The sequence below is a fragment of the Gluconacetobacter entanii genome (genome assembly GCF_013155425.1).
GTDB classification, from domain to species: domain Bacteria; phylum Pseudomonadota; class Alphaproteobacteria; order Acetobacterales; family Acetobacteraceae; genus Novacetimonas; species Novacetimonas entanii.
This window is the reverse complement of the sequence record NZ_JABJWD010000085.1, coordinates 1-20,454: the sequence shown is the minus strand read 5'-3', so window position 1 is coordinate 20,454 and position 20,454 is coordinate 1. Positions and strand designations below refer to the sequence as shown.

At 66.9% G+C, this 20,454-nt stretch carries 16 protein-coding genes; 10 read left to right on the top strand and 6 right to left on the bottom strand.

Translation table 11 applies throughout. The features are described from left to right. Window positions 1-248: 248 nt before the first annotated feature. Window positions 249-1,718 (bottom strand): MFS transporter, encoded by a 1,470-nt coding sequence (locus tag HNH97_RS14145; protein ID WP_216657675.1) that lies wholly within the window; start codon window positions 1,716-1,718, stop codon window positions 249-251. Between the two features lie 116 nt (window positions 1,719-1,834). On the opposite strand from HNH97_RS14145, the gene HNH97_RS14140 reads away from it, so the two are divergent. The 4 genes from HNH97_RS14140 (at window position 1,835) to HNH97_RS14125 (ending at window position 5,372) form a co-directional block, all read left to right on the top strand. Beyond that, on the top strand, window positions 1,835-2,137 hold the full coding sequence (locus HNH97_RS14140; protein WP_110912134.1) for a CsbD family protein: 303 nt from the start codon (window positions 1,835-1,837) through the stop codon (window positions 2,135-2,137). Window positions 2,138-2,297: 160 nt separating this feature from the next. Further along, window positions 2,298-2,984, top strand: a complete 687-nt coding sequence (locus HNH97_RS14135; RefSeq protein WP_171791304.1) for a ribonuclease HII — start codon at window positions 2,298-2,300, stop codon at window positions 2,982-2,984. A 7-nt stretch (window positions 2,985-2,991) separates the two neighbouring features. Further along, a complete protein-coding gene (locus tag HNH97_RS14130; RefSeq protein WP_110912136.1) occupies window positions 2,992-4,101 on the top strand; it encodes a site-specific DNA-methyltransferase in 1,110 nt (369 codons plus the stop codon). A 23-nt stretch (window positions 4,102-4,124) separates the two neighbouring features. Next, window positions 4,125-5,372 carry a DNA adenine methylase gene (locus HNH97_RS14125; protein WP_171791303.1) on the top strand — a complete coding sequence of 416 codons (1,248 nt, stop codon included), beginning with the start codon at window positions 4,125-4,127 and terminating at the stop codon, window positions 5,370-5,372. A 31-nt stretch (window positions 5,373-5,403) separates the two neighbouring features. On the opposite strand, the gene HNH97_RS14120 is transcribed toward HNH97_RS14125, so the two are convergent. From HNH97_RS14120 to HNH97_RS14100, 5 genes are all read right to left on the bottom strand, one after another. After that, window positions 5,404-6,006 carry an ankyrin repeat domain-containing protein gene (locus HNH97_RS14120; protein WP_110912219.1) on the bottom strand — a complete coding sequence of 201 codons (603 nt, stop codon included), beginning with the start codon at window positions 6,004-6,006 and terminating at the stop codon, window positions 5,404-5,406. 102 nt (window positions 6,007-6,108) lie between these two features. After that, window positions 6,109-8,250, bottom strand: coding sequence for a VWA domain-containing protein (locus HNH97_RS14115; RefSeq protein ID WP_171791307.1), 2,142 nt, complete (start codon window positions 8,248-8,250; stop codon window positions 6,109-6,111). Then, window positions 8,250-11,111 carry a DUF4159 domain-containing protein gene (locus HNH97_RS14110; RefSeq protein ID WP_171791302.1) on the bottom strand — a complete coding sequence of 954 codons (2,862 nt, stop codon included), beginning with the start codon at window positions 11,109-11,111 and terminating at the stop codon, window positions 8,250-8,252. Before HNH97_RS14110 ends, HNH97_RS14115 begins: the two co-directional genes overlap by 1 nt. After that, window positions 11,108-12,019 carry a DUF58 domain-containing protein gene (locus HNH97_RS14105; protein ID WP_244949473.1) on the bottom strand — a complete coding sequence of 304 codons (912 nt, stop codon included), beginning with the start codon at window positions 12,017-12,019 and terminating at the stop codon, window positions 11,108-11,110. The genes HNH97_RS14110 and HNH97_RS14105 overlap by 4 nt, the downstream gene beginning before the upstream one ends. A 110-nt stretch (window positions 12,020-12,129) precedes the next feature. After that, window positions 12,130-13,179, bottom strand: coding sequence for an AAA family ATPase (locus HNH97_RS14100; protein WP_171791301.1), 1,050 nt, complete (start codon window positions 13,177-13,179; stop codon window positions 12,130-12,132). A gap of 207 nt (window positions 13,180-13,386) precedes the next feature. Between HNH97_RS14100 and HNH97_RS14095 the strand changes: the two genes are divergently transcribed. The 6 genes from HNH97_RS14095 (at window position 13,387) to HNH97_RS14070 (ending at window position 20,355) form a co-directional block, all read left to right on the top strand. After that, a complete protein-coding gene (locus HNH97_RS14095) occupies window positions 13,387-14,004 on the top strand; it encodes a DUF1285 domain-containing protein (protein WP_110912221.1) in 618 nt (205 codons plus the stop codon). Window positions 14,005-14,034: 30 nt separating this feature from the next. Further along, on the top strand, window positions 14,035-15,261 hold the full coding sequence (locus tag HNH97_RS14090; RefSeq protein ID WP_171791300.1) for a CCA tRNA nucleotidyltransferase: 1,227 nt from the start codon (window positions 14,035-14,037) through the stop codon (window positions 15,259-15,261). Between the two features lie 85 nt (window positions 15,262-15,346). Next, window positions 15,347-17,143 carry an ABC transporter ATP-binding protein gene (locus tag HNH97_RS14085; RefSeq protein ID WP_216657674.1) on the top strand — a complete coding sequence of 599 codons (1,797 nt, stop codon included), beginning with the start codon at window positions 15,347-15,349 and terminating at the stop codon, window positions 17,141-17,143. Window positions 17,144-17,291: 148 nt separating this feature from the next. Further along, window positions 17,292-18,383 carry an HlyD family secretion protein gene (locus HNH97_RS14080; protein ID WP_110912142.1) on the top strand — a complete coding sequence of 364 codons (1,092 nt, stop codon included), beginning with the start codon at window positions 17,292-17,294 and terminating at the stop codon, window positions 18,381-18,383. Beyond that, the gene (locus HNH97_RS14075; RefSeq protein ID WP_171791299.1) at window positions 18,380-19,957 is read left to right on the top strand and encodes a DHA2 family efflux MFS transporter permease subunit; all 1,578 of its coding nucleotides are present in this window, start codon (window positions 18,380-18,382) and stop codon (window positions 19,955-19,957) included. The genes HNH97_RS14080 and HNH97_RS14075 overlap by 4 nt, the downstream gene beginning before the upstream one ends. Next, a complete protein-coding gene (locus HNH97_RS14070) occupies window positions 19,954-20,355 on the top strand; it encodes an NUDIX hydrolase (RefSeq protein WP_171791298.1) in 402 nt (133 codons plus the stop codon). The genes HNH97_RS14075 and HNH97_RS14070 overlap by 4 nt, the downstream gene beginning before the upstream one ends. Window positions 20,356-20,454: the final 99 nt, after the last annotated feature.

Here is a 20,454-nt window from a genome sequence, read left to right as displayed (position 1 = left end):
GAGGGGGAGTGGGCCTGCTGCTGCTGGTGGGGGAAGGGGATGACGGGGACTGGTTTGGGGTATCCATGTTCAGGTCAGTTTTCCACCACAGGTTGCATCACGTAGATCGGGGAAGTTTGGCCGTTCGCCAGGGCGCGCGGATGGGCTCGATTCAGGGTAACGTCTAAGGGACAGGCGCATAAAGTATTGGAATGTAACGTCTCGATAAGGGTCTTTTTTGTTATAAAGATGAATGTTTCAGTGTCGATTTAATTTTTGTTATAGTTTGGTGGCGCGGCGCTCCCTTCGCGCACATGCCCGCTGATTTCAGCGCCCGCGCGTGGGGACAGTCGCGCCAGCAGCATCGACGCTGGCACCGCAAGCACCCCCATCGTCACGAATGCCGCGCTGAACGTGCCTGCCGTCGCCTCTCCCGTCGTGGGGGCGGAGAAGGCCATGCGACTGAGCGATAATACACCGGCCGAGACACAGATGCCCAGCGACAGGCTCATCTGCTGCGCGGTGGAGTAGAAACTGGTCGCCGCACTCATCCGCCCGGTGGGCATGTCGGCATAGGCGATGGTGTTGTAGCCGGTGAACTGCAACGCCTGCGACATGCCCAGCAGGAGCATCATCACCACCAGGATCCACAAGGGCCAGTCCGCTCCGACCATCGCAAGGAAGAAGCATGCCGCGGGCAGCACGCCGGCATTGAGCGCAAGGATGTTGCGAAATCCCCAGCGGCGGTACACCCGCACCGCCAGCACCCGCACAAGCAGCGCGCCAACGGGGGCGACAAAGGTCAGCGCGCCACTATATGCCGCGCTGAGGCCGAATTCCAGTTGGAGGAAGGACGGCAGCAGGAACCCGACCGCCCCCGTCGCAAGGCGGGAAAACAGCCCCGCGCAGACGGAGACGCGAAACGTCGTAACCTGCCACAGCGACAGGTCCAGCACGGGATGGGCGGTATGGCGGGCATGGCGGGCATAGGCCGCAAGCCCCGCGATCCCCACCGCGCACAGGCCGAGCATCGCCATCAGCGAGATCTGCCCGTGGCTCGACAGTTCCACCCCCAGCATCAGCGCGGCAAGCCCCACGCCGGAAAGCATGATGCCGCGCACGTCGAACGGGACGATTTCGGGCGCGCGGATCTGCGGGATGAAAATGCGCGTCAGCACGATGGCCGCAAGTCCGACGGGCATGTTGATATAGAAGATCCAGCGCCACGACAGGTAGGTCGTCAGCACGCCGCCAACCACCGGCCCGATCATCGGCCCGAGCGTCGCAGGCAGCATCATCCAGAACATCACCCCGATCAGCGCGGATTTCGGAACGTTCTGCAAGATGACCAGTCGCCCCACCGGCACCATCATCGCGCCCCCCATGCCCTGGAGCATGCGCGCGGCGGCAAGCGGCCACAGGCCGGGCGCCACGCTGCACAGCAGCGATCCCGCCATGAAGACGGCGATCGCGCATTGCAGCACGCGCCGCCCGCCGAAACGGTCCGCCATCGGGCCGGAGGCGGGAATGAAGATCGCAAGGCTGAGCATGTATGACGTCAGCGCCACGGCGGTCTGCGCCACATCCACGCCAAAGGTCCGCGCCATGGTCGGCAGCGCGGTGGTCAGTACCGTGCCGTCCATCTGTTCCATGAACAGCATGCTTGCAACGATCATGGCGACAATACGCCGCCGCGATGGCGGGATCGCGCAGGAGGATGGAGGCTGGGTCGTGGGCATGGCGGTCGGCAATCAACGCATTATCGTGCAAGATAGGCAATAGCCGAAGGGAACGTGCTTTCCGGCAACGCGTTGAATCTTGGAAACACATACAGACAGATGCAGGAGCATTGAACATGTCCGACAACAAGAGCGAAGCACTTGAAAACAAGGCAGAAGGTCTCGTGGAGCAGGGGATCGGCCGCGTCAAGGACGCCGCTGGCGGCCTGACGGGGGATTCGCGCCTGCAGGCGGAAGGGAAGGTCGATCAACTGTCCGGCATGGCGCGGGAGGAGTTCGCCGAACTTTATGAGGAAACCGAGGGCAAACTGGAAAAGGCCGTGACGTTCGTGCGCGAACGCCCGCTGACGTCGCTGGGCATCGCGGCGGCCATCGGGACGCTGCTTGCACTGCTGTTTGTTCCCCGCCGCAAAGGCTGAGGAAAGCCATCGAGTCGCTTTTTTTTCATTTTAAGGGACTCGTTGATTCCAGAGCATCTTGCGCAACAGTACTTAAAAATGGTTTTCATCCTTCCAGAGCGGAATTCGCATGCGAATCGGGCTGCGACAGCGCGGTTCGTAGCGAGTCGGGAAGAGGTGAATGCCAGATTACTCACGCGAGAGAGCACATGGCGGCAGGGTCGCGGGCGTGGACGAGGTCGGACGCGGCCCGCTTGCGGGGCCGGTCGTGGCCGCCGCCGTCATGTTCATGCATGGCGTGCCCGATGACCTTGCCTCCCGCCTTGATGATTCCAAGAAGCTCCGGCCCGCCGCACGCCTGCGCGCCTTTGCGGAGCTTCAGGCGCTTCCCTCCGCCCTGATCGGCGTGGCCGCGGCGTCGGTTGCCGAAATCGAACGCCACAACATCCTGCGCGCCGCCCATATCGCGATGCAGCGCGCGGTTGCGCGCCTGCCGCAGGTGCCTGACCTCGTGCTGGTCGATGGCAACGCGGCGCCGGATTTCGGCTGCGTGGCGCAATGCGTCGTGGGTGGTGATTCCAAAAGCCTGTCGATCGCCGCCGCCTCCATCGTGGCGAAGGTCATCCGTGACCGCCTGATGGAACGCCTGTCGGTGCGCTGGCCCGGCTATGGCTGGGAACGCAATGCCGGATATGGCACCGCCGCCCATCGCATGGCGCTGTGTACCGATGGGATCACGCCGCACCACCGCGCCGCGTTCGGCACGGTACGCACCATTGCCCGGTCCCTGAACCCGTCCCCGACCCGATCCCGTGCCCGATCCGCGGCCCGACCTACCCCCAAGAATGCGGAGCAGCCATCATGCTGACAAACTCATGAGCGGTGCAGTCATGATGGAACTGCCGCTGGACCAGATCCTGCGCGGCGACTGCGTGGAAATGATGCAGACCCTGCCCACGGGGTCGATTGACTGCGTCTTTGCCGATCCCCCCTATAACCTGCAATTGCGTGGGGAGTTGCGTCGCCCGGACGACAGCATCGTCGATGGCGTCGATGATGACTGGGACAAGTTCGCGGACCTCCAGGCCTATGACCGCTTTACCCGCGCATGGCTGAGCGAGGCGCGGCGCGTCCTGCGCAAGGACGGGACGATCTGGGTCATCGGGTCGTACCACAACATCTTCCGCATTGGCGCGATCCTGCAGGATCTGGGGTTCTGGATCCTCAACGACGTGATCTGGCGCAAGTCCAATCCCATGCCCAATTTCCGGGGGCGGCGCTTCACCAACGCGCATGAAACGCTGATCTGGGCCGCGCGTGGTCCCGACAGCCGCTATCGCTTCAATTACCAGGCGATGAAGGCGCTCAATGACGACGTGCAGATGCGTTCGGACTGGTACCTGCCGCTGTGCACCGGGGGGGAGCGTCTGCGTAATGAGCACGGGCTGAAACTGCACCCGACGCAGAAACCCGAAAGCCTGCTGCATCGCGTGCTGATTGCCTCGACCAATGTCGATGACGTCGTGCTCGACCCCTTTACCGGGACGGGGACGACGCCTGCGATGGCGCGCAGGCTGCGGCGGCGTTTCATCGGGATCGAACGCCATCCCGACTATGCCGAGGCCGCGATCGGCCGCGCCCGGCGTGAAAAGCCGGTGCCGCTCGACAGTGTGCTGACCACGCCCGCACGGCGCGAATCCCCACGCATTCCGTTCGGTACACTCGTGGAGCGCGGGATGGTGCCGGCGGGCACGATCCTGATGGACCGGCAGAAGCGCGTGTTCGCCACGGTGGCTCCCGATGGCACCCTGATCAGTGGCGGGCACCGGGGGTCGATCCATAAACTCGGCGCGACGCTGACGAACGCGCCGTCATGCAATGGCTGGACCTTCTGGTATTTCGAGCGCGCGGGCGAACTGCAGCAGCTTGATATCCTGCGCAATGAACTGCGCGCGGAACAGGGGGGTGAACAGGCCCGGGCGTAACTGTCCGGGGCCGGTGGCAGGCGATGGAATGGAACCGCACCGCACATTCCGCGAACAGTACCGATGATTTCCTGTTCAGCCAGCTCATTCCCTATATCGGCAACAAGCGCAAGCTGCTCGACCTGATCGTCAGGGCGATCCGCGCCACGGGGGAGGACCCGCGCGCCGCCGATTTCATCGACCTGTTTTCCGGGACCGGGGTTGTCGGGCGGCTGGCCAAGCAGATGGGATTCCGTGTCATCGCCAATGACTGGGAACCCTATGGCGAGGTCCTTGGCCGCTGCTACCTTCAGACCCAGCGCGCACCGTGCTTTTTCGATGGTGTGGCGTATGAGGAGGTCATCGCCCGCCTCAATGCGTTGCCGCCGGTGGATGGGTGGGTGACGCGGCATCTGTGCCCCGATGATGACGATGCCTATGACGTGACGCGCGACCGCATGTTCTACATGCGCAAGAACGGGCGGCGGATCGACGCCATCCGCGAACAGGTGGCGGTGTGGGAAGCGCGCGGCCTGCTGTCGCCCGCGCAACGGGCCTGCCTGCTGGCGCCGCTGCTGTTCAGTGCGTGCTACAACAGCAATACCAGCGGCCTGTTCAAGGGATTTCACAACGGATGGGGCGGGCGCACGGGGACCGCGCTGTACCGGATCGCGGCCGACCTGTGCCTGCGGCCTGCGACATTCCTGGATAACGGACGGGACAATGTGGTGCTGCGCGCCGATGCGCAGGACGTGGCGCGCGACCTGGGGGCGTATCTGCGCGGGCCGGCCATCGCCTATATCGACCCGCCCTACAACCAGCATCCCTATGGCGCGAATTACCATGTCCTCAACAGCATCGCGCTATGGGACCAGCCTGCGCTTTCACCCAAGATCAGCGGCCGTGACAAGGCCGCGATCCGCACCGACTGGCGCACCGTGCGGCGCAGTGCCTACAATTACCGCGACCGTGCGACCGGGGCCTATACCCGCCTGCTGCAGACGCTGCCGGTGCGCTGGATCGCGACGAGTTACAGCACGGACGGGATGATTTCCCTGCCGGACATGGTCGCGGCGAACCGCGCGCTGGGGCAGGTGTCGGTGTTTACGCGGGGCTATAAACGCTACCGCGTCAGCAGCCAGCGTTTTTCCCCCAAGCCGATGAATGTCGAATTCATCCTGCTGACACGGGTGGGGCACGACAGCAGGCGCAGCGTGGCGCAGATCGTCGATGAAATCCGCATGGCGGAGGCGCGCATCCTTGCACAGCACCCCGAAACCGCGACGGACTGAAAACAGTCAGAGGTTTCTGGGGGGCTATGCCTCAGCTACCACCAAAGCCAAGGAAGCCCGCCGCCGGTTTCGCATGGCCGCCGGTCGTGTCATAGCGCGAATCAACCCGCTTGACCCGTCCGGACAGGGGCGGGGTGCGGACCGTATCCGCCGCTTCATCCATCTCCGAATCCGCCGCCGAGCCAGAGGCGAAATGCGGATCTGAATCGGAGAAGGTGCGCATCGACAGCAGCAGGAACGTAATGTCATTGCGGTTCAGGTCGATGGCCATGTCCAGCGGGCTCTGCCCCAGCACGTTATGCGCCGTCATGTCCGCCCCGCGGTTCAGCGCCTCTTTCGCAGCGCCCAGGCTGCCACGGTTGATCGCATCGAACAGGGCGTCGGTCGGGTTCATGTCGTTGCTGGCATGCCCGCGTTCTTCCTCGTTCGATTCCGCACCAGGCAGGGCCGCGGGCGGGGCCGCGGCCTTGGCGGCGCGGCGGGCCTCCGCCTTCTTGGCGGCATCGGCGGCCTCGGCCTCGGCCTCCGCATCATCGGCCTCCTGCGCGTGGGCCATGTGCAGCGGCATTGCGATGACAGGAACAGCCGACAGGAAAAACGCCGCAAGAAACCCGATGCCTGGTCTGGAAATCATGTCTTGTCCCGTAAATGAACGCTGCGCCCGGTACGCGATGCAGGCCTGCATAACCAATGGTGCAGCAATATCGCACGGCGGCGGGGGAACGCAAACTTTGTCTTACGTGCGCCTGCGTCCTTCACGCCACCATCCGATCATCAGCATCGCCAGCACGAAGCACAGCACCATCCATGCGGGCACAAGCGCCCGGGCCTGCTGCCCCGTCACGACATGGGCATGACGGTCGGGAAAGTCGAACCGCGCGGCAGTGGAATGCGGTGCGCCGTCAACCATCCGCATCGCGGGCAGGGAAGGGGCCTCCGGCCTGTCGCCCAGCCAGTGCATACCCCCGCCCGTCATCGCCACAAGCGGTTGCAGGCGGGTGGCGGTGGCGCGCAGGTCGGCGAATTCCTGCGGGTCTTCGGCGCGGGGCGCGGCAAAGGCCTCGTGCCCGTCGCTGTCACGCACGCTCCAGATCCCGTTCTCGTGGGCGGGAACATGCGCGGTGGTGACACCCTTGGCGCCGGTGGCGGTCAGGGGAACCTGCTGCACCGTGCCGTCGGGATGGGTGACGCGCACCGTCCCCGGTGGTGCGGGCAGGAGCGAGCGGCGGGTGATGTTGAGCACCCCGCCCGTGATCTCCGCCTCAAGCTGGTTTTCCTCAAGCTCCGGCTCCTTCATCAGCCAGTGCGAAATGCGCCGCAGCAGTTCGGACTGCGGGCCGCCGCCGCCCTCCCCATGCGACCACAGCCACGCCTGATCCGACAGCAGGAAGGCCACGCGCCCCTTGTCCGCATGGTCCAGCACCAGAAGAGGCTGCTGATGTGGCCCGGTCATCAGGACCTCGCCATTGACGGAATCCGACTGCAGGCTGCGATACCATGGCCCCCAGCCCGGACCGGTGGCCGATGTCGGGGCGCCGGGCAGGTTCGCCGTCACCGGATGGCGCTGCCCCGCCTCGGTCAGCATGGGGCGGAACTTCTCGTCCATGACCCCGTCGGGCTGGATATGGGCGGGCAGGATTTCCGACAGGGGCGTATCCTGCAACGATCCCGGCCCGACGAACTCCGGCCCGCCAATCAGCAGCAGGCCGCCGCCCTCGCGCACATGGTTGGCGATGTTGCGCAGGTAGGCCTGCGGCAGGATGCCGTGATTTTCAAACCCGTCGAGGATGATGAGGTCGAACTGCCCGATCTTCTGCTGGAACAGTTCGTTGACGGGAAACGCGATCAGCGCGAGGTCCGACAGCGGCGTCCCGTCATCCTTGTCGGGGGGGCGCAGGATGGTGAAGTGGACCAGATCGACCGACGGGTCGGCCTTCAGCAGGCGCCGCCAGACGCGCTCGCCCTGGTTGGGCGTGCCGGAGACCAGCAGCACGCGCAGGCGGTCGCGCACGCCGTTGATGCGCACGATGTCCTGGTTGTTGACGCCCGATGCCTCGCCCGGCAGTTCCGGCACCGACAGTCCCACCAGCATCGGGCCCGGACGGGTGACGGGCAGGGTGATGTCCTGTGGCTGCCCGATCTGGACGGTGCGGGTGCTGGGCTGCGCGCCGCCCTGCGTCATGGTCAGTTCGGTCGCAGCCCCCCGCGCATCGGGACGGCCAAGATCGTCCACCTCCACACGCACCGTCACGTCCTGTCCCACGATGCCATAGGGCGGGGCCTGCAGGATGCGCAGGCGGCGGTCGGTTTCCTCCCCCCGTCCGGTCAGCAGCACATGCAGCGGCAGCGTGACGTGATGGTCATGCCCGTCCGATGGCGTCAGGATTTCGGGGGGCTTGGGTGGGATGTCATGGACCTGCCCGTCGGTAATCATGACCGCCCCGGCAAGGCGCGAGGGCGGGATGTCCGACGCCGCCTGTGTCAGCGCGGCGAACAGGCGCGTGCCGTCATGGTGGGCGTCGCGCACGGTCACGGTGCGGGTCTGCAGCCCGTCGATATGGCCGATTTCCTCCTGCACGCGTTCGGCGGCGTGGTGCGCCATGACCGCGCGGTCGCGGATGGACATGGAGGCCGACTGGTCCACCACGACCAGCGCCGTCTGGGGCAGGGGACGCCAGCTTTCGCTCAGGCGCTGCGGCCCCGACAGCCACAGCACGAGCCCGGCCCCCGCCAGCACGCGCCACGTGGTCCCGCGCGCGCGGCGGATGATCCCCCACGCGCCCATCGCAAGGAGCGCCGCCCCCAGCGCCCAGAGCAGCCAGGGCGGCACCAGCGGCTGAAAGCCGATCATGTGATGCAGGCGGTCAAGAGACGGCATCATTCCCCCAGGCGTTTCAGCAGGGCCGGGACATGGACCTGATCGGCCTTGTAATTCCCCGTCAGGGCATACAGCACGGCATTGACGCCAAAGCGGTAGGCCAGCGTCCGCTGCTCCGCCCCGTCGGGAATGGTGGCATAGGGCGTGTTGCCGCTGTCGTCCACCGCCCAGGCATGCGCCCAGTCATTGCTGCCGATGATGACGGGACTGACGCCGTCATTGGTGCTGTCGCCTTCCTGCGCGACCCAGACCGGCATGCCATCATAACGGCCCGGGAAATCATGCAGCAGGTAGAAGGTGTGCGTCAGCACATGATGGTCATCGAGCTTCATCAGGGGCGGGATGTCCAGCCCCGCCGTCATGCGCCGCAGGGCGGCGGCCGTTCCGGGGGCAGAGCCGGTGAAGCTGTTGTCGCTGCCCCCCTGCGCCGTGGCCGGGTCCTGTCCCTGCGTGTCGATCATCAGGATGCCGCCATGGCGCATATAGGCATTCAGCGCCGCCGTGCGCGCGGGCGTGGTCGTGGCGTCCGCCGTCACCGGCCAGTAGATCATGGGATAGTAGGACAGGTCATCGCGTTCGGGCACCAGCGCGTCGGGATGGCCCAGCACGGCGGAGGTGCGGGCATTGACGTAATCCGACAGGCCCTGCAGCCCCTCGCGGGAGACGGTGTCGATATCTTCATGGTTGGTGACGATATAGCCCAGCCGCGTCTCCAGCGCCGCCCCCGGCACGGAGGAGGAGGCGTCCGGATGATCGACGATGACCCTGGGCTCATCCGGGTAATCGCGCGTCTCCGCCCCGGCGGGGGAGGCCAGCGCCGCCCCCGCCATGACAAGGGCCAGAAACGTCATGCGTCCCGAAATCCACCCGGCCTTCCGCCCGCCACCCGAACGCAGCAGGATCGCCACCACGCCATCGACAAGGATCAGCGCCAGTCCCAGCACGGCAAGGATCGGGCCAAGGGCGATGTCCGGGGCCTGCCCGCGCAGGTCCATCATCGTGCCGGTCGCGTTCTGCGGCAGCATCTCCCCGGCCTCGTCCCCCACATTCAGCGCCCGGCGTGACGCGCGCGGCCCATACAGGCCCGGTGGGTGGATGGCGGAAACCGCGATATGCCCGAACGCATCGGCGCGCACGGCCTGCGCGCCTGCGGGCGGCGGTCCTTCCACCCCCGCGCCGTCCAGCGTCAGGTAAGGCGACAGCAGGCTCTGGTCCGCCGGGGTTTCGATCCCCACCGCGCGTTCGCCAAGCCGTTGCAGCATGCTGACAAACAGCCCCGATAGCGGCAGGTTGGACCAGTCCGCCGTACTGGTGACATGGAACAGCACGACCTGTCCCGCGCCCAGCGCCGCATGGGTGACCAGTGGCGTCCCGTCCGTCAGGCGCGCCCAGGTATGGGTGTCAAGGTCGGTCGATGGCCGCGCCAGCACCTGCTTCGACACCGTGACGTCGCCGGGAACCGGCAGGTCGTGGAACGGCGACTGCGCATCAAAGGGGGCAAGGTGTTCAGGTTTGCTCCACGACATCGCGCCGCCCAGCACACGCTCCCCATCCATCAACTGCACCGGCAGCAGCGCATCGGCCGCAGGCGCGTTCGTCCCCGGCACGTTCGCCCCCGGCGCATCGGCGGAAGGTGGGGGGGAGGTGGGGTTCGCAAGCCCCGGTCCGCCAGCGGCCTGCACCAGCAGGGGGCCGGCAAAGCGGATCAGCGTGCCGCCCTTGCGCACCCACTCCTCGACCTTGTGGCGTGCATCGGGACTGCCCAGCGTGCCGTCCGGGGCGATCAGGATGGACAGGGGCCGCGACAGCAGGCTGTCGAGCGATCCTTCACGCAGTTCCGCCCCCGGCGCCAGCGCCCGGCGCAGGTAGAACAGGCTGCCCATCAGGGGCGTGTCCGACGCGTTGCCCGAAATCAGGCCCACGGGCCGCCTGCGGTCGTTTTCATCCAGCAGCCGCACGCTGGCGGGACCGCTGATTGCATCGACGTCCACATGGTCCAACTGGTTGCGCAGTTCGACCGGCAGGTTCAGCCGCACGTCCGCCTGCCGTGCATCCGGCGGCAGCGTCACATGGACAACCTGCAGCGTGCTGTTGTCGATGGTCTGCGCCCGCAGCGCCAGTTCACGCAGGACGGGGCGCGGCACCGTGCGCAGCCGCAGGTCCAGCGCCTCGCTGCCATTATGGCCGGGGGCGAGGGTCACGATGTCCGCATCGGGCAGGCGCAGGTCGCGCACCGGCCCCACGGCGCGCAGGGCCGCGGCAAAGGCCGCATCGTCCGGTGTTGCCAGCCCATCGGCCAGATAGAGCACGGGCCCATGCCATCCCCCCTGCACCAGCGCCTGCAGCGCCGAGGTCGCGGCATGGCGGTCCACGCCCCATGGCTGCGCCTCGGTGGGGTCGAGCGTCGTGCGCAGGATGGCCGGATCCTGTGGCCCGCTGACCCGCACCGGTTCATCCCCGGCGGGTGGGGCCGTCAGCAGCAGGCGCACCGCATGGCCGTTGCGCGACAGGCGTTGCAGGATGCTGTCCACCGCACGCAGGCGCTGCGTCCAGCCGGGGGCGGCGGCCCAGCCATTGTCGATCACCAGCAAGGTGTCGGCCGACGTGGTGATGCCCGCGCGTTCACGCGTGATGAAGGGCTGCGCGCAGGCCGCGATCACCAGTGCAACGGCGAGGCAGCGCAGGACCAGCAGCCATGGCGGCGCGCGGGCCACGTCGTCATTGCGCGCGCCAAGCCCGCGCAGGATGGCGATGGGGGGGAAGGCCTGTTCACGCGGGCGCGGCGGCAGCGCGCGCAGCAGCAGCCAGACCACCGGCAGCAGCACGAACGCCCATAATACCCACGGTGCGGTCAGGATCATGCGCGCGCTCCCCCGCCGCTCTGATGTGCCGCCGCAAGCTGCGTGCGCAGCGCCAGAAGCGCGCGTTCGGGCGGGTCATCGGTGGTATGCACGATCATGGCGTTCCCGCCCGCGCGGCACAGGTCCGAAAGCTGCTGCTGATGCCGGGCGAATGCCGTGCGATAGGCCGCGCGCAGGTCGCCCCCGGCGGACAGGGTCAGCGGGGCCTCGTCCTCCAGCCCCATGAAGCGCGTGCGCCCGGCATAGGGCATGTCGCGTTCGGCCGGGTCGATGATTTCGATCAGGCTGGTACGCACCTGCCGCGCCAGTGCCGCGCGCAGCAGGCCCGAAAATGCGTCCGGGTCGTACAATCCGTCGCCCAGCAGCACCAGCCGCCCGTTACGTGCAAGGTGCCCGGCCTGCGGCAGGGTCGCGGAGGCGGAGGGATGGCGCATCGCATCAACCAGCAGCGTGCCCATGCGTTCAAGCGCACTGTTGCCCGAAATGGCCGCAACCGTGCCGCCATCCGGACCCAGCAGGCGCACGCGTTCGCCCTGCCGCAGCAGGATTGCCGCCAGTGCCAGCGCCAGCAGCAGCGCGCGTTCCGCCTTGACCGGCACCGCGTCGGAGGAACGCCAGCCCATGGACGGGCTGTTATCGCACCAGATGAAAATGGTCTGCGATGACTGTGCCTCGTTTTCACGCACGAACGGGCGGTCGCCGCGCGCGGACTGTCGCCAGTCGATGCGCGATGCGGCCTCGCCCGGTTGTGCGGGGCGGTATTGCCAGAAATTCTCCCCCGATCCCGCGCGGCGGCGGGCGTGGCTGCCCTGCTGCACCGTCAGGGCGATCTTCTGCGCCGCCACGATCAGGGCGGGCAGCCGTGCGGCAAGCACGCGCGCAAGGGCCGGCCCATCCTGTGCGGACATCGGCCGGGCCGCGCCAGCGGCGGCGCCCATGGCAGGGCGCGCGTCCGCGGCACGCGAAAACAGGCGTCGGAGGAAAGCGGGCACGGGCATGCGATCAGCCACGGCCCATGTCAGCCCAGATGCCCAAGCAGTCCGTCGATCAACTGCTCCAGCTTCAGGTTTTCGGCCCGCGCGGTAAAGGTCAGGGCCATGCGGTGCGCCAGCACGGGTTGCGCCAGCGCCGCCACGTCATCAAGCGTGGGCGACAGCCGCCCGTCAAGCAGCGCGCGCGCCCGTGTCGCCAGCATCAGCGCCTGCGCCGCGCGGGGGCCGGGGCCCCATGCCACGGCCTCGCGGATGGTGGGGTCGGTGGTGGTTTCGGGCCGGGCCTCGCGCACCAGATGGACGATGGCGTCCACCACCTTCTCCCCGGTGGGCAGGGCGCGCACGACCTGCTGTGCGGCGATGACGTCATCCGCGCTCATGACAGGGTCCGCCGTGGCCTGCGTCGCGCCGGTGGTCGCCAGCAGCATGGCGCGCTCGGCCTCGAGGTCGGGGAAGTCGAGCAGGATCTGCATCATGAAGCGGTCAAGCTGCGCCTCCGGCAGGGGGTAGGTGCCTTCCTGCTCGATCGGGTTCTGCGTCGCCAGCACATGGAACGGGCGCGGCAGGGCGTGGTCGGTGCCCGCGATTGCGACATGGTGTTCCTGCATCGCCTGCAGCAGCGCGGACTGCGTGCGCGGGCTTGCGCGGTTGATTTCGTCCGCCATCAGCAACTGGCAGAAGACCGGCCCCGCGACAAAGCGGAAGCTGCGCCGCCCCTGCGCGTCCTCGTCAAGGATTTCACTGCCGAGGATGTCCGACGGCATCAGGTCGGGCGTGAACTGCACCCTGCGCGCATCAAGCCCGAGCACCCGGCCCAGCGTCGTGACCAGCAGCGTCTTGCCCAGTCCCGGGGCACCCACCAGAAGCGCATGCCCCCCCGCGAGGATGGAGACCAGCGCAAGGTCGATCACGCGATTCTGTCCCAGGATGACCTTGCCGACCTCCGCGCGGGCGGCATGCAGCCGTCTGGCAGTCGCGTCGGCCATCGCCGCGGCCTGTGTGGCATCGGGGGGGGAGGATATCGTCATGCTCGCAGGCTCCGCGCGGGAAGGAGAAAAGGCATCGGAGGTCATCATTCCTTCAGTCTGACACGTCCGGGGGTTTCATCAAGCCGGGGTTGCTCCCTATATCAGGTGAAGCAAGGTTTCATAATGTTCGGGTTAACGCACTTGACGGACGATTTCGAGACGAGAGTCATATTCGGTGGCATGCGCCCCGCCGCCGGGTCCCCCGATACCGGACAACCGGATCCCGCACGGCCGGGGCACGATGCCGTCCCGGGCATGCCTTCGCAAGGGGCGGCGCAGGGGCCGGGCGCATCCACGGGGACGGCGGGCGCGACATCGGGCACGACATGCGGGGCGTTGCCTTTTCTGATCCGTCGCGACGGGACGTGGCTGTATCGCGGTTCACCCATTACGCGCAAACCGATGATCTGCCTGTTCGCCGGCACGCTGCGGCGTGATGCGGCGGGGGTGTTCCGGCTGCAGACGCCGGTGGAATCCGGCACGATCGAGGTGGAGGACGCGCCCTTTGTCGCCGTCAGCCTTGAATGGTGTGGCTGCGGGCGCGAACAGGTCCTCTCCTTTCGCACCAATGTGGACCAGGTGATCTGCGCCGGGCCGGAGCATCCGATTCGTGCCGACTGGGACCGTCCCTGTGACGAGGACGGGACCGGGGCCGTGCCCTATGTCGAGGTCAGGCCGGGCGATGGCGACCTGCCGATCGAGGCGCGGGTGTCGCGCCCCGTCTATTACGAACTCGCGGCGCTGGCGGTGCCGGGGCATCACTGCGGGGTGCCCTGCCTCGGGGTGTGGAGCCGTAACGTCTTCTTCCCCCTTGGCCGGCTGTCTTCCTGCCGCGATGGGGAATGTTGTGACGGCGATGACGACGCCCCCTAATGAAGTACCTGCCGACGGGAGGGCCGGGCCATGAATGACCTGCCGCCTGCCGCCACGCCCGATCCGCTGGCGCGCCTGTACCGCACGCGGCCCGATACGGCCGCGACGCTGGCGCGGATCTGGGATGTCCTGCCCGATGCGCGACTGGTGGGCGGGGCGGTGCGTGACCTGCTGTGCGGGCGTGCGGTGACGGATATGGACCTTGCCACGGCCGTACCCCCGTCCGACGTGATGGCGCGCCTGCGCGCGGCGGGGATCAAGGTGGTGCCGACGGGACTGGCGCACGGGACGGTGACGGCGGTGATCGACGGCCGCCCGCATGAGATCACGACCCTGCGCCGCGACGTGCAGACCGATGGCCGCCACGCGCAGGTGGCATGGACCGATGACTGGCGCGAGGACGCGGCCCGGCGTGATTTCACCATCAACGCCATGTCCTGTGACCGCGCGGGCGTGGTGCATGACCCGTTTGGCGGGCAGGCGGACCTTGCGGCGGCGCGTGTGCGTTTCGTGGGCGACGCGCGTGCCCGCATTACGGAGGACGCGCTGCGGATCCTGCGGTTTTTCCGCTTCAACGCCCGTTATGGCGGTGACGTGCCCGATGCGGAGGCGATGGCGGCGGCAACCGCGCTTGCGCCCATGGTTGAACGCCTGTCGGTTGAACGGATCTGGTCCGAACTGCGCCGTATCCTTGCCGGTCCCCGGGTGGCGGAAACGCTGGCGCTGATGGAGCATGCCGGCGTCCTCGCCCGCATCCTGCCCGAAGGCTACGACCTGTCGCGGCTTGGTCGGCTTCTGGCATGCGACGGGCCGGTGGATCCCCTGCTGCGCTGTGCCGCGCTGTTTGCGGGGGATGTGGCGGAGATCGCGCAACGCCTGCGCCTGTCGCGCGCGGACGGGCGCTTCATGCTTGCGGTGCGGGACGGGGCCGCCCCGCATCCGGGCATGACAGCGCATGATATCGCGCGCATGCTGGCGGCGGACCCGGCGGAGATCCTGATCGCGCGCGCATGGCTGCGTCAGGCTCACGAACTCGGGCGGCCCGACGCGCGGTGGGATGACCTGCGCGATGCCATTGCCCGCATCCCGCGCCCGGTGTTCCCGCTGGCGGGACGTGATGTGGTGGCGGCGGGATGCACGCCCGGCCCGCGTGTGGGCGAGGTGCTGGAACAGGTGCGGCAATGGTGGCTGGCGGGGGGGTGTGAAGCCGCGCGTGCCGCCTGCCTTGCGCATCTGCGGCAGGTACTGGCGGGCTGAGGGACAGCACGCCCGGTTACTTAACGTTATGAGAAAAACAGGGATCAGTTTTGCATTTCAGGCGTGCGGGAGTTTATAGGGCCGTATGAACGTTGTTCGATCGACGCGGCCCGACGCCGCCGGCAAAGTGCAGTCCGATCCGCATGCCCCGGCACCGACGGCCGGACTTGTGCGTCGCCTGTGGCGCGAGGATCTGAGCCATTATCGCCTGCGCATCGCAGGCGTGGTGATCCTGACGGCGCTGATGGCCATCTTCAGCGCACTGTATCCGCTGGTGATCCAGCGTGCGCTCGACATGTTCGCGGCACAGGACAGGCGCATCCTGTACCAGGTGCCGATTCTGGTGGTCCTGATCACCACGGCCAAGGCCATTTCCCAATACTGGCAGAGTGTCGCGGTGCAGGGACTGGTCCTGTCGGTCATCCGTGGCCTGCAGGGGCGGATGTTCGCCCATCTGGTCAATGCCGACATCTCCCGCATCGAGGCGGAGGCCCCGGCCCAACTGGCCGCGCGGTTTACCACCGACGCCGTTTCCATCCGCGAGGCGCTGATCCGCGCGACCAATGCGCTGGGCGATGCGGTCACGGTCATAGGTCTGATCGTCTCGATGTTCTATATGGACTGGGAACTCAGCCTGATCGCCGCCGTGCTGTATCCCATCGCCGCCATGCCGGTGCGCAGGCTGGGCAAGCGCCTGCGCCGGGAATCGGGCGGCGTCCATGAACAGACAGGCAGCACGGCGGCTCTCCTGACCGAAAGTTTCGCGCAGGCGCGCACCATCCGCGTCTACGGGCTTGAGGAGGTGGAGCAGAAACGCGCGAACCATGTCCTCGACATGCTGCATGCGGGCCTGCTGCGCATTGCGCGGGGGCGCGCGCGCGTTGACCCGATGCTTGAGGTACTGGGCGGGATTGCGGTGGCGGCGGTGCTGGGCTTTGCCGGGTGGCGCGCGACACAGGGGGGCGCGACGCTGGGGGATTTTTCCGGCTTTGTCGCGGCCCTGCTGCTGGCCGCGCGGCCGCTGCGCGCGCTGGGTACCCTCAATGTCGCGCTGCAGGAAGGCATGGCCGGGTTGCAGCGCGTCTTTCAGGTCATTGACGAACCCGCCGCCGTGCGCCAGTCGCCCGATGCGCGTCCGCTGCCCCCCGGACGTGGGGACCTGCGCTTTGACGATGTGTCGTTTGTCTATCCCGACGGGCGGATGGGACTGGCGGGGCTGGATTTCATCGCGCGTCCCGGCACGACCGTGGCGCTGGTGGGTGCGTCGGGGGCGGGGAAGTCCACGGCCCTGTCGCTGGTGCCGCGCCTGCATGACGTCTCGGGCGGGGGGATCGTTCTGGATGGGGAGGACCTGCGCAACCTGATCCTGCCGGACCTGCGCGACGCCATCGCCTATGTCAGCCAGGATTCGCTGCTGTTCGACATGTCGGTGGGGGACAATATCCGCATGGGCGACCGCCACGCGGATGAGGCACAGGTGCGCGCGGCGGCGCGTGCGGCGGCGGCGGATGATTTCATCATGGCGCTGCCCGAGGGGTACGACACCCTCGTCGGGCCGGGGGGGCAGCGCCTGTCGGGCGGGCAGCGCCAGCGTGTCGCCCTGGCGCGCGCGCTGCTGCGCAACCCGCGTATCCTGCTGCTTGATGAGGCGACAAGCGCACTTGACAGCGAGAGCGAGGCCACGGTGCAGCAGGCGCTGGCGGGCTTACGTCACGGGCGCACGACCATCGTTGTCGCCCATCGCCTGTCGACCATCCGCTCCGCCGACCTTGTCGTCGTGATGGCGGAGGGGCGCGCGGTGGAGCGCGGAACCCATGATGACCTGATGCGTCAGGACGGTGTCTATGCCCGCATGGTCCGTACGCAGGCGTTTGGCCTGTAGGCCGCCTGCCGGGAGATTCCACTCGAATAAGCTGTGCGCGATGGTTGAAGTCGCATCGTGTTCGTGTCATGCATTGACCGACCCGTTCGGTCAATGCGGCTGCGCTGCGCGGAACCGGGATACGAATCGCACGAAATGAGGGAACCACATGGCCGGTGACGAAGCCCAGACGCCAGACAACGGACAGGCAGGCAAGGACAAGCCCGCGGAAAAATCATCGCGCAAGATCATCATGATCGTGGCCCTTGTCGCGCTGGTTCTTGCGGCGGTGGTGTACTGGTTCCTGCATCGCGGGGAGGTGGAGACCGATGACGCCTTCACTACGGGCCGTGCGGTCACCGTGGCGCCGCATGTGCGTGGGTATGTGACCGAACTTCTGGTCAACGACAACCAGTTCGTCCACGAAGGGCAGGTCCTGGCGCGGCTTGACGACCGTGACTGGCGCGCCGAGCGTGACCAGGCTGCCGCCAATCTGGAGGTTGCCCGCGCGCAGGCGGCCAGCGCCGAACTGATGCTTGCGGTGGCGCAGAAGAATTTCCCCGGCCACCTGCTGGCGGCACAGGGCGCGCTGCAGGGCGCGCAGGCGCAGGAATTCCGCGCGCAGACGGATTTCCGGAGGCAGCATTCCGTCGCCCGCGCCGCCACGTCGCAGCAGGATATCGACTATGCCACCGCCGCGCTGGACGCGGCGAAGGCCCGCGTCCTGCAGGCGCAGGGCGAACTGCAGCAGGCCCTGCCGGTCGAGCCCAATATTTCCAGCACCCAGACCAAGGTGTCGCAGGCGCAGGCGCAGGTGCACGAGGCCGAAGCCCGTCTGCGTCAGGCGGAACTGAACGTGGAATGGACCACCATCCGCGCCCCGCACGATGGCTGGATCTCGCAGCGCAATATCGAGCGCGGGACCCTTGCGCAGGCAGGGCAGGCGGTCTTCTCCATCGTGGAACCCGAGGTCTGGGTCATCGCGAACTACAAGGAAACTCAGCTTTCGAACATGCGTCCGGGGCAGAAGGTGGATATCGCGGTTGATGCCTACCCGTTCCTGAAGCTGAAGGGACATGTCGATTCCCTGCAGCTTGGCACCGGTTCGACCTTCAGCGCCTTCCCGCCGGAGAACGCGACCGGCAACTACGTCAAGATCGTCCAGCGCGTGCCGGTCAAGATCCTGATCGACGAAGGGCTGCGCCCTGACGTGCCGCTGTCGCTGGGCCTTTCGGTCGAACCCACGGTCTATACGCGATGAGTGCGGCGGCAGCCCCCACCGATGACCACGCCGACCAGGCATGGAAGCCGAAGCATAATCCGTGGCTGATTGCCGTGGTGGTCACGGTTGCCGCGTTCATGGAGATCCTTGACACCACCATCGTCAATGTCTCGCTGCCGCACATCGCGGGGAACCTGTCGTCCACCTATGACGATGCGACATGGACGCTGACGTCCTACCTTGTCGCCAACGGCATCGTGCTGACCATCTCCGGCTGGCTGGGGAAGCTGTTCGGGCGAAAGAGATACTTCCTGATCTGTATTTCGATGTTCTCGATCTCGTCCTTCCTGTGCGGGATTTCGACCAGCCTGCCCGAACTGATCTTCTTCCGCCTGCTGCAGGGGTTTTTCGGCGGGGGGCTCCAGCCGAACCAGCAGTCGATCATCCTTGACACCTTTCCCCCCGCCAAGCGCGCTGCGGCCTTTGGCCTGACGGCGATCGCGACCGTGGTGGCCCCCGTGATCGGGCCGTCGCTGGGCGGGTGGATCACCGACAATTATTCGTGGCGGTGGGTATTCTTCATCAACGTGCCCGTCGGCGCGCTGGCGACGGTGGCGGTGTCGTTCATGATCGACGACCCGCCATGGGCGCGCAAGCAGGCCGCCCCGCTGGATTTCGTCGGCATCGGCCTGATCACCATCGGCTTCGGCTGCCTCGAAGTCGCGGTTGACCGTGGCGAGGACGAGGACTGGTTCGGTTCACGCATCATCGTCATCATGGCGATCCTCGCGGTACTGGGGATCGGCGGCGCGGTGCTGTGGCTGCTGCATACCAAGAAACCGGCAGTGGACCTGCGGGTGTTCAAGGACCGCAATTTCGCCGTGGGCACCGCGCTGATGGGGGCGGTGGGGGCGCTGCTCTATTCCTCCGCCATCATCGTGCCGCAGTTCGCGCAGCAGGTCATGGGCTATACCGCGACCCTGTCGGGACTGATCCTGTCGCCCGGTGGCGTGGCCGTCATCATCCTGATCCCGATCGTCGGCATGGCGATGAAGAAGATCCAGTTGCGCTACATCATCGCCTTCGGCTTCTTCCTGATGGGCATGTCGATGCTGTGGTCGGCGCGACTGGTGCCGGCCCTCGATTTCCGCCACCTCGTCTTATTCCGCATGAGCCAGACGGCAACGATGGCATTTTTGTTCGTGCCGATCTCCACCATCACCTATGCCACCCTGCCGCGTGAACTGAACGCGGATGGCTCCGCCCTGTTCAGCATGGTGCGCAATGTGCTGGGATCGCTCAGCATTTCGGGGGCGACCGCGCTGGTGACGGAACTGCGCCAGGCGCACCAGACCCATATGGTCCACTGGATGACACCGTTTCACCAGCCCTTCAACGAATACCTCTCGCAGGCGCGTATCGCGGCGCTGGCGCGGGGTTTTGCCGAACCCGTCGTCAATTCCGTCGCCATGGGCAAGCTGTACCAGCAGTTTTCCAAGCAGATCGCGATCCTTGCCTATAACGAGGTGTTCATGATCCTTGGTATCGGTTCGCTCCTGGTGGTGCCGTTCTGTTTCCTGATGTCGCCGCTCAAGGGGGATGACAAGCCATGACGGCGCGCGACATCCGCGTCGTCTGCGCCGCGATCGTGCGCGACGGCGCGCTGCTGTGCGTGCGCAAGGAGGGGACGGACCTGTTCATGCTGCCCGGCGGCAAGCCCGAGGCGGGGGAGGACGGTCTTGCCACCCTGCATCGTGAAGTGACGGAGGAACTGGGTTGCGGCCTGCATCCGGGCAGTGCGCGCCTGCTGGGGCAATATGCCGCCCCCGCCGCGCATGAGGCGGGGTGTACGGTGCGGGCCGATATATGGCGGGCGGACCTGTCGGGCGCGCCACGGGCGCAGGCGGAAATTGCGGAACTTCGCTGGGTCGATCTGCATGATCGCACGGTGGAACCCGTGCTGGCCCCGCTGCTGCGCACGCAGGTCATGCCGCTGTTACGGCAGTCGTAAAGAAGTTTTTGGTGAAGCTTTTTCCAGGGTCTGTTGGGAATTAACGCGAATTGATGATTGCGGCGGTGAGATAAATCATCGCTGCGAATGATCTGTCGG

Coding starts and splice junctions, on each gene's coding strand:
- HNH97_RS14145 (WP_216657675.1), bottom strand. CDS start 1,718: ATGCCCACGACCCAGCCTCCATCCTCCTGCGCGATCCCGCCATCGCGG.
- HNH97_RS14140 (WP_110912134.1), top strand. CDS start 1,835: ATGTCCGACAACAAGAGCGAAGCACTTGAAAACAAGGCAGAAGGTCTC.
- HNH97_RS14135 (WP_171791304.1), top strand. CDS start 2,298: ATGCCAGATTACTCACGCGAGAGAGCACATGGCGGCAGGGTCGCGGGC.
- HNH97_RS14130 (WP_110912136.1), top strand. CDS start 2,992: ATGAGCGGTGCAGTCATGATGGAACTGCCGCTGGACCAGATCCTGCGC.
- HNH97_RS14125 (WP_171791303.1), top strand. CDS start 4,125: ATGGAATGGAACCGCACCGCACATTCCGCGAACAGTACCGATGATTTC.
- HNH97_RS14120 (WP_110912219.1), bottom strand. CDS start 6,006: ATGATTTCCAGACCAGGCATCGGGTTTCTTGCGGCGTTTTTCCTGTCG.
- HNH97_RS14115 (WP_171791307.1), bottom strand. CDS start 8,250: ATGCCGTCTCTTGACCGCCTGCATCACATGATCGGCTTTCAGCCGCTG.
- HNH97_RS14110 (WP_171791302.1), bottom strand. CDS start 11,111: ATGATCCTGACCGCACCGTGGGTATTATGGGCGTTCGTGCTGCTGCCG.
- HNH97_RS14105 (WP_244949473.1), bottom strand. CDS start 12,019: ATGTCCGCACAGGATGGGCCGGCCCTTGCGCGCGTGCTTGCCGCACGG.
- HNH97_RS14100 (WP_171791301.1), bottom strand. CDS start 13,179: ATGATGACCTCCGATGCCTTTTCTCCTTCCCGCGCGGAGCCTGCGAGC.
- HNH97_RS14095 (WP_110912221.1), top strand. CDS start 13,387: ATGCCTTCGCAAGGGGCGGCGCAGGGGCCGGGCGCATCCACGGGGACG.
- HNH97_RS14090 (WP_171791300.1), top strand. CDS start 14,035: ATGAATGACCTGCCGCCTGCCGCCACGCCCGATCCGCTGGCGCGCCTG.
- HNH97_RS14085 (WP_216657674.1), top strand. CDS start 15,347: ATGAACGTTGTTCGATCGACGCGGCCCGACGCCGCCGGCAAAGTGCAG.
- HNH97_RS14080 (WP_110912142.1), top strand. CDS start 17,292: ATGGCCGGTGACGAAGCCCAGACGCCAGACAACGGACAGGCAGGCAAG.
- HNH97_RS14075 (WP_171791299.1), top strand. CDS start 18,380: ATGAGTGCGGCGGCAGCCCCCACCGATGACCACGCCGACCAGGCATGG.
- HNH97_RS14070 (WP_171791298.1), top strand. CDS start 19,954: ATGACGGCGCGCGACATCCGCGTCGTCTGCGCCGCGATCGTGCGCGAC.